Origin of the sequence: Desulfallas sp. Bu1-1, assembly GCF_015594625.1 — a bacterium.
In the GTDB taxonomy this organism is placed as follows: domain Bacteria; phylum Bacillota; class Desulfotomaculia; order Desulfotomaculales; family Desulfallaceae; genus JADNRQ01.
In genome coordinates, this window is the sequence record NZ_JADNRQ010000007.1 from 1 (window position 1) to 12900 (window position 12900).

Genomic DNA, 12900 nt, shown 5'->3' on the forward strand with positions numbered 1-12900 from the left:
GGCACTTCTTGCATGGCTGTCTCGACTGTAGAAGTCTCAAAGATTATGCAAAGTAAATGAGACAGAAATCCTTATATTTAATGGTCTGTACGAGTTTACTTTGCATAATCATCTACTTTGCATAAGGAGGATTATGCTAAGCTTTGCATAATCCACCCTGCGGTCAACCTGTTCGTGTGGCGAAAAACCACACCTAAAGGCCGTGAACAGGGGACGTTCAGGCAGGCCGCTTAGGTCTGTTTTGGGCATCCGCGAAGTATAAGACCTACCACGGCCCCGTGGAACCCCACGGGTTTACCCGTGGGAGGATGTCAGGTCCGACGGTAAAAACATCACCGTTGAAAAATTGGGCAGTACCGTTAAACCGAGGGCGCCGGACACCAGCAGCGCAGTTGCACCGGTCGCGCCGGTAACGCCAACAGGGAGCGAAGGCAAGTATATAGGCAACAAGAACAGCAAGAAGTTCCACCTTCCATCGTGTTCCACGCTGCCTGCGGAATATAACCGGGTATATTTTAAAACGCGGGAAGAGGCTGTTAGTGCTGGGTATACTCCTTGTAAGAGATGCAACCCTTAAAACTGTTCGAAGGAGAGGTTAACCGGGTAGCTATTACGTACTCTTGGGTACGGTTAGGACTTCCGCGAGCCCTATCCATAGCCCAGGATCAAGCAAAGATTTCGTCCTCCCTTCCCATTGCGAACAAAAGGAAAGGCGGTGATTATGTGGGGTCAAATGTGGTATATCAGCTTAAAATAACGTTACAGAAAATAGAACCCCCTATCTGGAGGCGGGTCTTAGTGCCGTCAGGCATTACTTTTAACAAGCTGCACAAAATTATCCAGGCCGCCTTCGGCTGGCAAGACTATCACCTATTTCGTTTTGATTTCGATGATGTGGTGGTTCATGTTCCCGACCCCGATTATGCACCAGGAGAACTGTATAGTGGCAAAAAAGAAATGAACGCCAAAAGAACGAAAATCGACATCCTTTTTAGTGAACGCAAAAAATGCGTTTATATTTATGACTTTGGGGATAACTGGAGGCATGATGTAATCCTGGAGACAATCATGCCGGCCGAAGAAGGACGGCGTTACCCGGTATGCGTGGCCGGTGCCCGGCACCGGCCACCAGAGGATGTTGGCGGAGTTCCGGGTTATGAAGAATTTCTGCGCATAATCTGTGACCCCGGGCACCCGGAACATGATGATTATCTGGTTTGGGCAGAAAAGGACACGGGCGGGAGAAAGTTTGATCCGGAATATTTTTATATCAATGAAGTTAACCGGGCTCTGGCAAAGATAAAGTAAAATTATGGTTGTTCTTTGCATGATGGAAGAAATAGATGAGATTGAGGAGGATGAATTTTGCCTAAAATTGGCAGAAACGACCCATGCCCCTGCGGGAGTGGAAAGAAATACAAGAAATGTTGTATTGCCTCGGGCAGAAATAAGCCTTGGTCATTGAATGAGGTCAGCTCTTTTACTACGGGAGAGATCATCATAAAATTGACAGAGTTAGGGATAAACGTATCCGAAAAAAGCTTAGCTGAAGAAATCAAAAACTATTATTCCGCATCCGATTTGGCTAAACATTGGTGGAAGACCAATAAAGTTATTGCAAAGGGCTACGACCAGGACTTTCCCTGGATGGCCGCTGTTGTTCTTTGGGAAAGATTGGCCCCGCACGCTATTAATTCAGAGAAGCTGGATAACATGATGCAAGAGGGGTACCGCCTCTGCAGCGAAGGAAAAGAGGAAAAATGCTGCCGGATATGGTTGGAAGTGTGGGAGCACCTGAAAAAACGTTTTACTCCGGAGATGAAGTCCATCAATGAAGCGGAAAAAGTCTTTTCAGGTTTGCAAAACCTATTTAACTGGTGCCAGGATTTGGAGATGGAGCTGGGCAATGCGGGTTTAAAAGAACCTTCTTTCTACGAGAAAAGGATAGAATACTGCCGGGAGTTCTGCGAGCTATTCCCGGAAACAGATAGGCTAATTATCGAAAACATGAAGCGAGCCGAAGCGGAATCTTATTTCGCCCTTGGTCTAATCGAACAAGGAGAAAAAGCTTTTCAGGCTCTGGTGGATGAATTCCCCAATTCCGCCTGGGCCTACATCGGCTGGGGAGACATGTACTGGTTGTTCCGGGACAGCAAGGCCCCCCGCGATTACAACAGGGCGGAGAATATTTATCGTCTGGCATTAGAGCGAAACGTTGTTGGCAAAGAAGATGTCCAGGAGAGGTTGCAGATGTTAAAAGAGGAGAGAATCAAGGGGAAAAGGTGATCCTTATGCCCCGAAGCATAGTCGGAAGGAGAAATACTGGCCTTCGGGGTAGACGTAAAGACTAATGAACTCGAGGTGGGACACCACGGCAACAGTAGTTCCACTACCCGGGCTTTCCTAAAGCGGTGACTTCGAGATTGTTCCCTGTAAAAGATGCAACCCTTAAGCCTGGCCGGAGATAGTTTCAGAGTTTTCCCTTGGTATATTGACAGGAATCGCTACTTTAGAATAATTCCTTGATGGCGATCAATATGAAAAAGATTTATACGCTTCCCAAATTTGTATATATAAGCCCGCATGCTGCGGAGATGTACTTGCAACGGGTGTTAAATAAGCCTTCCACCCCGAGAAATTTTCAAGCAGCCAGGCTTTTTTTAGCTCACATTTTAAGTAATCGAGCATGTCAGATAATAGGGGATCGGCAGGATGCGGCCGGATATAGATTAAAGTTGTATTATAAGGGGATTATTTTCATTTACAGTCCTGCCGAACAACAAGTCTATACAATATATCCTGCCAAAGAAGACAGTAACCGCCTGGAAATGAAACTGCGCATACCACCGGATTTCATATTAACTAATGAAGTTAGCAATAAAATAGGTAAAAAATTGCGTTCAAAGTTGTTTCAAGTAGAGTGACCGGTTGTTTCCGCGAAGGGGAGACCGGGTAGTTCAACTTCAATTCTAATTTTAAGGGTGTCTGCCAATTGTTTGATTGGCGTGGACATGAAAAAAAGATGTGTTATTGAGATACTTCCTGGTAGTTAATGACATACTCAAATGCAAAATTGTGAGGGCAAGTGAAACAGCAATTTATAGTGCAGGGCAGTTTGTACAGAAAGGAAGAAGAGTATGGGGTGGGCTTTTGCTGAAGAGTACACAATTACTGTCAAAAATCACACAATCACCGCTTCCGAATGGCTTGCTTGGCGAAAACAGGGACTAAGCAATACGGAGATTTCCGCCTTGCTCAACATCAGCCCCTCAATGGCCCGTATTATAGCGCGAAAATTCCGGGAAGCCGGTGTGCCCGACCCGCAATACAGAAAGCGCAAACCCGGCTTTGTAGGTAATCTGAACACCATGATCGATTCCGGAGCTTATGTGCTGGGGATTCTCTGGGGAACAGCTTCTACGTTCGGGGAAGGCTACTGGGTTCGCCATCGTCAAAAGTGGTACGTGGATGTAGTGCGGGAATACCTGGGAATCACTGCAGAAGGGCATGAAAGCTACTCGAATACAGGAAGCCAGTGGAGGTTGAAGATAACCCGCGCAGCGGAAGTGGCCACAATAAAGAATCTTCTTGAACGCTATGGTTGGGTTCCAAGAAAATCGCGGGGAAGACCGTACCCATCAGTTCCCTGAACGACAGGGGTTTTTCAAGAGCATGGGTTGAACTGCACTCCTCGGCGGATATAGTTCGTACAGGTAGACAGAGAATGCCCACTCCCAGATTAAGGATATATGGCAGCCAACCTCTAATGGAAGAATTAAATCGAGTTATTGCATTAAAAACAAACTTGCCACCCAAAAAGCTGCAAAGGATAACCACTGGGACAGGCGAAACCTGGTGCCTGTATTTCTTTGGCAGAAGCTGTCGTGCCATGATAGACTGGCTTTACGCTGGGACAGAATTGTTCAACTCAACAGCCAGGAACCAGTTTGAAAAGGTACTACTGCAAACAGAAAAGAGAGCAGGGAAATAAGGGAGTTAAAGACAGGACAACTTAAAAGTTTCCTCCAAACAACAAACACCAACCTAAATTTGGTGGTTCGCCATGCATATAATTCACATTGACATGGACGCTTTTTTCGCGTCCGTAGAGCAAAGAGATAATCCGGAATTGCGAGGTAAACCCGTGGCAGTGGGTGGCAAGCCCGAACACAGGGGCGTGGTGGCCGCTGCATCTTACGAAGCACGCAAATTCGGTGTAAGGTCGGCAATGCCAATGGCCACTGCGATCAAGTTATGCCCCGGGTTAATTGTTGCTCCGGCCAACCATAAAAAATACCGGGAAGTATCCAGTTCCGTCATGGATATTTTTCACTATTACACACCATTAGTAGAACCCCTTTCGCTGGATGAAGCGTTTCTTGACGTTGCTGGCAGTGAGCGGTTGTTTGGGTCGCCTGTAGAAATCGGAGCGGAGATTCAGCGCCGTATTAAAAACGAGCTCCAATTGTCCGCCTCCGTCGGTATCGGCCCGAACAAGTTCATTGCCAAACTGGCTTCGGGTTACAAAAAACCCGGGGGTTTTACAGTGATCCCGCAAGAAAAAGTTTTAGATTTCCTATCCCCGCTGCCGGTTGAAAAAATGTGGGGCATTGGAGATAAAACTGCCGAAAGCTTAAAACGCATGGGTATCAAGACCATTGGCCAGCTTAGGGCTTTGCCTCTTAAATTGTTGGAAGAAAAATTCGGAAAGCATGGCAAGTTGATGTGTGATTTCGCCCGGGGTGAAGATCCAAGGCCGGTTGAGCCTCAGCGCGAAGTTAAATCGATGGGGAAGGAAGTAACATTTGCCGGTGATGTTGCGAACCTGGAAGAGCTACGGCAGACACTAAGAGAATTAGCGGAGAAGGTCGCGCGTCGTTTGCGCCGTGAAAATTTAAAAAGCGGCTCGGTAACGCTCAAAATCAAATACCCTGACCTGCGACTCATAACACGTACAGAAAACTTGCCTGAACCTACAAACCTGGCGGGTGTCATATATAGAACTGCCAGCCGGTTACTGGACAAGCACTGCAAACCGCCGGTTAGATTGATCGGTATTACCTGTGGAAAGCTCACAGGGGAGCGGTATATCGCACTATTCAGAGACGAAAAGTTGGTAAATGAAGAAAAGATTACACTGGCCCTGGACAAACTCAGGGACCGTTACGGTGAGGATGTTGTAAAAGTTGCAAGTTTATTAAAAAAAAGATATAAATGAATTCAGGCTATCCCGGGCACCCAACCAGTACTTAATTGTTCGCAAGCTAGACTAGTTTTGTTTGTAAATCGGAGGATTTTGACAATAATTGACGAATAAAAAACCGTATTTTTAACAAACAACAGAGCAACACATTGCAAAAAAAATGGGGGGGACAAAACAAACACATGGGGTTACTAAAGAAAAAAGCCGGCAATCAAAAAAATAACTCATCAGGGGAATTTGCTTTTGGTTTTGCAGTAGGGCGTTTTATTATGGCTCATACCGATTTGTTGGCTTTATGGAGCCGCATTAAAGCCGATGAGGCTGCTGGAGAAGCGGAAGAGTTAGCCGTGGGGGCTCAACAGTTATCAGCCTCCATTGAAGAAGTAAATGCTTCCATTGAGGAAACCACAGCTGCCCACCACGAACTTGACAAATTGTCACAGGCCAATCAAACCGCATTGGCTGAGATGGAGAATCTTTTAAAGGTTGTATCTGATGGAATAACAAGTGTAAGCAAGCAATTGGAAGAAGTGGGAAAACGCTTGAATCAAGTTAATCAAATCGGTGAACAAGTGGCAAACATAGCGGATCAAACAAACCTTTTAGCTTTAAATGCAACCATTGAAGCTGCACGGGCCGGAGAACATGGACGAGGTTTCGCTGTAGTGGCGCAAGAGGTGGGGAAATTAGCCGGTCATACTAAAGAAGCAGTAAATACTGTAAAAAATTTGGCTCAAGAAATGGGTCAATTATCTAACGTTGCGGTGCAAAGTAGTAAGGAAATGAGTAATTCTTTCAGCGGTTATGCCGATCATGTCGCATCAGCCGCCAAAAGCATTAGGGAAAGTATTGAACAGGTGGAAACCGCATCCAAATCCCTTGATGGAATTGCAACTGCTGTACAGCAAATCACAGCCGCAGCTGAAAATTTTGCTCAAACAGGCCAGCGTTTAGCTGAAATTACTTCTTTTGGTTCTGCATGTACTGCTAATGCCGCTCATATAAGCCAGGTTGCTTTACCTGTTCTGGAAGACCTTTTTGACAATTTTACAGAAGATACAATTATCCATGTTTTAGCCGCAAGACTTTTTGAGCATGCCCGACTGTTGGATAATATTGTTAAAAATGCGGGTTCCGGTCAAAATGTCGTGACACATACCGAATGTAACTTTGGTCGGTGGTATTTTGGTGAGGGAGCCAAACACTTCGGACATTTGCCATCCTGGAAAGCTTTGGATGGCCCTCATCGCTTGGTACATAGTGTTGGAAATGACTTAATGAAGGAAAGTACGCCCGAATCTGCACAAAGATTAGCAGAAGTTTCATTGGATCTATTGCGCTGCTTTGTGGAATTAAAAAGGCAAGTGGCGGGTAATGTAAATTAACTAGCGAGGGATATACCATTTTATGCTTTTAATACTTAAGCGTAAGCGTCAAATAAACCCCACCAATCCCGGTGGGGTTTATTTGACGCTTACTGGAACTCTAAGAACAGCGGTCAAACCGCGCTTTTTTATATCCTTTGAACAGAGAGCGATATACTCACAGGGATTAAGTGCCTTTTTGACCATTGCTTTCCGTAACTATCACCTGCCAGGTTTGCTTCCTAGCCAATGCACAGTACGTTTTTTCACTGTACGAAGAAAAAAATTTGGCTGCATACATGTTATAGCGCGGTCAACAAACGACCGCGTTTTTTCTTTGGGAAAGCAAAACTGCGAGGGAGCTGATATTTTGTTTATCTCAATTGACCTAGCCCAAAACAGGGGTAGTTGTATACACCCGCCGGGCGGTCAAAAGCGGCAGTGTATACAAACACCTCCAAAAATGTGGCCGCAAGCCTTGTAAATAGCGGCCTTACGGGTGTAAACACTTTTGTTTACACCCGTAGGTTTTTTTAAGGGCTCAATGCCTTGCGGGGCGCGGCTTTCCAAGTGTAAACACCTGTGGGGGTGATATTTTTTTGAAAACCAGGGTAATCAGTCTCCGCCTGCCGGATGACCACTGGATATGGCAGGAGCAGGACAAGCAAGCGGTAATAAGGCTGGCGTTAAATCTCTACTGCCAGATTGGTGAGATCAACAGTAAAATCAACATCTTAAATCAGGAACTGAACGAGATTAAAGACGCCATTATTGAAATCAATAACAAGATCAATAATGCGTTTATTTCGGGAATAGCAACCGAACAATGAACTAAAATACTAGTTAATTCCTAAATTTTATCATCCGAAGCAGGAATAATTACCCTTTCTGACGAATAAACCTATTACCTAACAATTGCAGAAAGGGTGTTCCAATGGCTTCCATTATCAAGAAGAAGATCAAGGGCAATACATATTACTACGCTGTACAGAGCGGTTGGAAAGACGGCAAATCGCGTATTATCTGGCAAAAGTACCTCGGAAAAGCCGACGATATAGTTAAAGCTTTATCCAAAGACCCCGTTAAACCGGTTGAGGTTATATGTTTTGAGTTCGGGGCGTCTGCTACTCTTTATAGCATTGCCAACCAGCTTAAGTTGGTAGAAACCATTGACCGTCATACTAATAAACGAAAACAAGGGCCTTCCGTTGGTCAGTATATGCTGATAGCCGCTATAAACCGAGCCATTGCCCCCACCAGTAAAAGGCAGATTGGTGAGTGGTTTTCTTCTTCATCATTGCAAAACTGGCTACCTGTAAAACCCAAACATTTATCCAGTCAACGTTTTTGGGATCATATGGGATACCTCGATTCCGAGGCCATTAAGGCTATTGAAGCCGAGTTGACTGCCCGTATGGTCAAAGAGTTTAACCTGGATTTAAGGTGCCTGGTATATGATACAACTAATTTTTTTACCTGGATCGATACTATGAATGATTCCGAATTACCGCAGCGTGGTCACAACAAGGCTAAAAGGAACGACTTAAAGCAGGTTGGATTGTCCATGATGGTGACTACGGACTTTCATATTCCGCTGTTCCACAAGGTTTATCCGGGTAACCGTACTGATTCCAAGCAGTTTGGCAGCGTTACCGAAGAACTGGTGGAAAGATTAAGGTTGATTAAGGCTAATTGTCAGGATATCACCCTGGTATATGACAAAGGAAATAACTCCAAGAAGAATCAAAAGCAAATAGATAACAGCCCGTTTTCTTTTGTAGGGTCGCTGGTTCCCTCCCAACACCCTGATTTGTTGGCTGTGCCCCGGTGTTCTTTTACCCCCTTGCAAGGTGCCAATTTTGGCGGTGTATTTGCCTATCGCACCAGGAAAATGATTATGGGGGTAGAGCGAACGGTTGTTGTTACTTTCAATGAAGCACTGTATCTCGGTCAGTTACAGGGGATACTCTTGCAATTGCGCAAGGCCAATGAGGCTTTGCGTGAATTACAGAAAAAGCTTTGTAACCGGGCAAACGCCGGCAAAAAACGGGGTAAGCCGCCAACGGTGGCTTCGGTTCAAAATCAGGTCAAAAAGATATTAACCAGTAGCTCGGCACCGTTATCAAAATTAATTCGTACAGAGGTTAAAGAAGTTGACGCAAATGTGCAGCTGGAGTACTCCATTGATCATGATGCTTTGGATAACTACAAAGATAACTACCTTGGTAAAAGTATTCTTTTCACCGACCGCGAGGACTGGTCCACCGAGGATATTGTGTCCGCTTACCGGGGGCAATCACATATTGAAGATGCTTTTAAAAGGATGAAAGATCCTCATTTTTTAAGTTGGAGTCCACAATATCACTGGACGGACCAAAAAATTGAAGTGCATGCTTTTTATTGCGTGCTTGCCCTCACCCTTACCACTCTGGCCAGGCGGAAAGCTGTTCTTGCGGGAGTTGATATAAGCATCCCGAAGATGTTGGAAGAGTTAGCCAATATTAAAAATGTAGCACATATTTACCCTAAAGATTCCAAACAAAAAGATTGTTTGATGTTGACTAAACGCAATGAGATTCAGCAGAAGTTAATGGAAATTATGGAAATTGAGCAGTTGCATAGGGATATTTGTTAGGTAACAGGACCCAATATCCGGGATGCCTTGATGCGCCTGAGTTGCCGGGTTCTTGTATCCTATAACTAGGAAAGTTACGCTTAGTAGCTGATGAAATGTCCATGGCGGACCTGATTTTGGCCAAAAACCTGTTTGAGGCAATAAAAACCGGAACGAGGGTCCTCCTGGTGGGGGATATTGATCAGCTCCCCTCGGTCGGGCCGGGAAACATACTAAGGGACATTCTGAGCTGTAACAACATTCCCCGCGTCACTTTAAACAAAGTATTCAGGCAGGCGGCCAAGTCGCAGATCATTGCCAACGCCCACCGAATCAACAAGGGACAGCAGTTGATGATCGACACATCAAAAACCGATTTCTTCTTTTTCGAAAGAGAAGAACCGGGGGATATTATCAAGTGTATCCTTCACTGTATCAGTAAACTTGAATATGACGTTGCCGACATCCAAGTATTGTCGCCGCTAAAAAAGGGTCCCCTTGGGACTCAGGAACTAAACAAGACCATTCAGGAAGCCATCAACCCCAAAGGCCAGGCAATAAAATATTCCGACAGGATATTCAGGGTTGGAGATAAAGTAATCCAGACCAAAAACGACTATGAAATGGGGGTATTTAACGGCGATATAGGGGTTGTCAAAAAAATCGAGGGCTCCAGTATGTTTGTGCAATTTAACGGCGATTTGGTTAAATACGGCTACGGCCAGCTGAACAACCTTGAACTGGCCTACTGCATAACGATTCACAAGAGCCAGGGGTCGGAATTTAAAGCGGTGATCATTCCGCTCACGTCCTCACACTATATAATGCTGGCCAGGAACCTGTTATACACGGCAATCACCAGAGCCAGGGAAAAAGTAATCCTGGTCGGGACCAGGAAAGCGTTGGCCATGGCCATCAGGAATAATACGCCGGTAATGCGATATACCAAACTTAAAAATTTATTACCGTAATTTACCAGTGAGATTCCCCATGCTTGTCCGGCTTGAACCGGGCTTTTCTTTTTTTTCAGGAAGCGACTTGAGGGGCATATTTGGCTTAATAATGGGAATTTTAAGGCCAAAGGGGGGAAGTTAATGGTAAAAGCGTCTGGTGGAAAGGTTTTTGTTAATGATGTAGAATATAGGATTAAGAAAGGTCCCGGCACCATTAAATTGCAAAGACGCGATCCGGTATCCGGAATACGGGTGGAAAACGTGTTCACTCCAGGGCCGGATTCCTCTAAACGATTGAGCAACTTTAAAGCTAAGGCCGCAGAACTTGTTTTAAACGATATTCTCAATCAATCCAGGTAGGGGTGTGTATTGAAATGGCCATTCCGGTGGCAGCACTGTACAGGGTATCAACCGCCAAACAACTAAAAGACGATGAAGACGACAGTATCCCCGTCCAATCCGCCGTAATCAGAAACTTCGTTGCCCAGCATCCGGAATGGGAACTGACCAGGGACAGGGAGTATGCTGAAGAAGGCGTGTCTGCCTTTAAATTGAGCAAGGATGACCGGGATATTCTTCAACACGTCATTGACGACGCATATAAGGGTAAATTCAAAGTCCTGCTGGTTTTTAAGGCCGACCGCCTTTCGCGCAACAGCTTTGAGTATCCAATAGTCCTGTGGCAACTCCACCGCGCCGGCGTTGAGGTCGTTGCCGTCGCCGACGGTGGCAAAAAGCTGGGTGTGGAAGACCAGTTTGATAAACTAATCCGCTTTATCGAGGGCTGGCAGGCTGAAACGGAAAGTAAAAATACCAGCATCCGTGTATCCCACGCCATGCGGGAGAAAGCCAAGCAAGGGCACTGGAACGGCGGCCGGCCGCCTTACGGGTTCAGATTGTCCGACTCGAAGCAGGGATTGCCGCTGGTGATAGATGAGCAGGAATCCGCAATAATCAAAGAGATGTGCAGGTTCTACCTGGAGGAAGGAATCGGCAGCAAGCGGATCGCCAAAGCGTTAAATGAGAAGGGGTGCCGAACCAGGGAAGGGAAGCTGTGGAGCGATACCCGTGTCCGGGCGGTGCTGCAAAATCCCATTATCTGCGGTTTACCGGCTTACGACCGTACAAAACAAGGAAATACACCCACCTCGCGGGTCCGGATTAGAGGTTATACCGACCTGAGTAATTTTATCATACCCCGGGATGAAAACGGCAATCCAAAGCCGGTACCGGAATATAGTATTATTACGTTGGAAGAATGGCAACGATTAATTAACAAAATGCGTGAGAATGTACCATCAATGAAAGCTGGAACCCCGCCGGCAAGGGCCATGTCCAGCGAAGCGTTGTTGACAGGCTTTCTTGTATGCGGGCATTGCGGGCGGGGATTTATCAGCTCCGGAAGCAACTGGCGCAAGCGGAACGGCAAGATCTATCCTTGCCGTAAACGGGTTTACCGCTGCATTACACATGCCCGGGTGGGCGGAGGGGAAAAGGTCTGCGAAGGTCAGGGGTCATACTCCCAGCAAAAAATAGACCGCGTTTTCCTTCAGGAATTACAAAATTTTCTATCAGGGCTTAACCTAAATGATCTGCTGCAATATGTTGAGCAAAAACAAATAGATTATCTGGCTTCAACCACAAATCACATTAAAGCCCTTCAAACGGAACTCCGCAAAAACAAAAAGATTTACAATGCCTGGGTAAAACGTCTGGACGAATATTTTTCCGACCCCGAAAACAGTATGTATTCGGAACAACTGCTTGCCGAAAAGGTCCGTGAATATGGTAATATTGTATCGGAGAATGAAAAAGAATTGGAGAGAGTTAAATCCGAGGCCCGCATTGAAAAACACAAGAGAAGCCAGTTGATGGAATTTTCCCGGCGTGCGCCCGAATGGTTTAAGCTCTTCATGGAAGCCCCTGTATCAACGAAGAAGCAAATGTTGGCCCAGATTATCGGCAAGGTTGTTTTATACCGGGACAAAATAGAGATTCATTATAACGTAGACCTGGCAGAATTCTTGGGCCAGGAAGAAAAAACAGTTCAGGACAGGCTCAAGCTAAAGGTTTTAGCGACATTTTGAACCCCGGATAGGAATATTCCCGTTCTTCTGATGTTAGGGGGTAGCGACAAGGAGAGTATCGGGGTGCCGATTGCGGTGTCCACCAATTACTCCTTCATCGCTGAAACCGCAAGTATGACCATCCACCCCATCCGGCTGAACGGCCTTGTCATCGGGGTGCCGCAAACCTACGAATATCTCGATAAAATGCAGGACCGGGTAGTCCGGTTCGTGACCAAACACTCGCATATTACCGAGGAAAAATTCAGGGAGTTGATGTTTCGCACGGGGGAACTGGCCAGGGATATCGGGACCGTGCTGATCGGGTATGATGCGGTGGAATGCGGGTTAATCAACGAGGTGGGCGGCATGAGCCAGGCGTTGCGCAAATTAAACCAGCTCAGGGAAGAATGGAAATCCCGAAAAGAGGTGCAGTTACAGTGATCCTTTACACTCCGATGCAGCTGGAGCTTGTGCTGGCGGGCCTGGACCAGGTGACCCGTTCGGGTGAAGAAGAGACTACTGTGGACGGTATACCCGCAATAGTGCGCAGGACAGCCGATGGTAAAGAGCAAATTGTGCAATTGCTCAGTACAAATCCGGCGGATTATTTGCGCAAGGATTTGTGTCCCGGCGCGTTGGTCAGGTCCGATCGTAAATAATAACTATTTTTGAACATCCCGGCTGGCTGTAAAGTTTG

General features: G+C 46.0%; 13 protein-coding genes and 3 pseudogenes. 15 read left to right on the forward strand and 1 reads right to left on the reverse strand.

The annotated features are described in order from the left end of the window. Window positions 1-294: 294 nt before the first annotated feature. On the reverse strand, window positions 295-459 hold the full coding sequence (locus IT084_RS18180; protein ID WP_243276881.1) for a hypothetical protein: 165 nt from the start codon (window positions 457-459) through the stop codon (window positions 295-297). Window positions 460-487: 28 nt separating this feature from the next. Here IT084_RS18180 and IT084_RS18185 point away from each other — a divergent pair, with 28 nt between their 5' ends. The 15 genes and pseudogenes from IT084_RS18185 to IT084_RS08605 all read left to right on the forward strand — a co-directional run bounded on the left by IT084_RS18185 (window position 488) and on the right by IT084_RS08605 (window position 12862). Next, the gene (locus IT084_RS18185; protein ID WP_243276872.1) at window positions 488-577 is read left to right on the forward strand and encodes an Ada metal-binding domain-containing protein; all 90 of its coding nucleotides are present in this window, start codon (window positions 488-490) and stop codon (window positions 575-577) included. After that, the gene (locus IT084_RS08545; protein WP_195712447.1) at window positions 565-1308 is read left to right on the forward strand and encodes a plasmid pRiA4b ORF-3 family protein; all 744 of its coding nucleotides are present in this window, start codon (window positions 565-567) and stop codon (window positions 1306-1308) included. The genes IT084_RS18185 and IT084_RS08545 overlap by 13 nt, the downstream gene beginning before the upstream one ends. Window positions 1309-1368: 60 nt before the next feature. Then, window positions 1369-1431, forward strand: a pseudogene (locus tag IT084_RS19005) (SEC-C metal-binding domain-containing protein); the annotation flags it as partial. Window positions 1432-2537: 1106 nt separating this feature from the next. Then, window positions 2538-2924, forward strand: coding sequence for a hypothetical protein (locus tag IT084_RS08555; RefSeq protein ID WP_195712449.1), 387 nt, complete (start codon window positions 2538-2540; stop codon window positions 2922-2924). 327 nt (window positions 2925-3251) lie between these two features. Next, the gene (locus IT084_RS08560; protein WP_195712450.1) at window positions 3252-3650 is read left to right on the forward strand and encodes a hypothetical protein; all 399 of its coding nucleotides are present in this window, start codon (window positions 3252-3254) and stop codon (window positions 3648-3650) included. Window positions 3651-4063: 413 nt separating this feature from the next. Beyond that, the gene (gene dinB, locus IT084_RS08565; protein ID WP_195712451.1) at window positions 4064-5218 is read left to right on the forward strand and encodes a DNA polymerase IV; all 1155 of its coding nucleotides are present in this window, start codon (window positions 4064-4066) and stop codon (window positions 5216-5218) included. Between the two features lie 167 nt (window positions 5219-5385). Then, on the forward strand, window positions 5386-6588 hold the full coding sequence (locus IT084_RS08570) for a methyl-accepting chemotaxis protein (protein WP_195712452.1): 1203 nt from the start codon (window positions 5386-5388) through the stop codon (window positions 6586-6588). A 578-nt stretch (window positions 6589-7166) separates the two neighbouring features. After that, window positions 7167-7397, forward strand: a complete 231-nt coding sequence (locus IT084_RS08575) for a hypothetical protein (RefSeq protein ID WP_195712453.1) — start codon at window positions 7167-7169, stop codon at window positions 7395-7397. Window positions 7398-7501: 104 nt separating this feature from the next. Continuing rightward, entirely contained in the window at window positions 7502-9202 is a 1701-nt protein-coding gene (locus tag IT084_RS08580) for an IS1634 family transposase (RefSeq protein ID WP_195712454.1), read from the forward strand. Window positions 9203-9294: 92 nt separating this feature from the next. Beyond that, window positions 9295-9861: pseudogene (locus IT084_RS18595) on the forward strand (ATP-dependent RecD-like DNA helicase); the annotation flags it as partial. Further along, window positions 9859-10152 carry an ATP-binding domain-containing protein gene (locus IT084_RS18600; protein ID WP_279327853.1) on the forward strand — a complete coding sequence of 98 codons (294 nt, stop codon included), beginning with the start codon at window positions 9859-9861 and terminating at the stop codon, window positions 10150-10152. The pseudogene IT084_RS18595 and the gene IT084_RS18600, both read left to right, overlap by 3 nt. A 123-nt stretch (window positions 10153-10275) precedes the next feature. After that, window positions 10276-10494, forward strand: a complete 219-nt coding sequence (locus tag IT084_RS08590; protein ID WP_195712456.1) for a hypothetical protein — start codon at window positions 10276-10278, stop codon at window positions 10492-10494. A 14-nt stretch (window positions 10495-10508) separates the two neighbouring features. Then, entirely contained in the window at window positions 10509-12221 is a 1713-nt protein-coding gene (locus IT084_RS08595) for a recombinase family protein (protein ID WP_195712457.1), read from the forward strand. Window positions 12222-12242: 21 nt separating this feature from the next. Continuing rightward, window positions 12243-12644, forward strand: a pseudogene (locus IT084_RS08600) (ClpP family protease); the annotation flags it as partial. Next, window positions 12641-12862: a YlzJ-like family protein gene (locus IT084_RS08605; RefSeq protein WP_195712458.1), complete on the forward strand. Its 222-nt coding sequence runs from the start codon at window positions 12641-12643 to the stop codon at window positions 12860-12862. The pseudogene IT084_RS08600 and the gene IT084_RS08605, both read left to right, overlap by 4 nt. The last annotated feature ends 38 nt before the right edge of the window (window positions 12863-12900 follow it).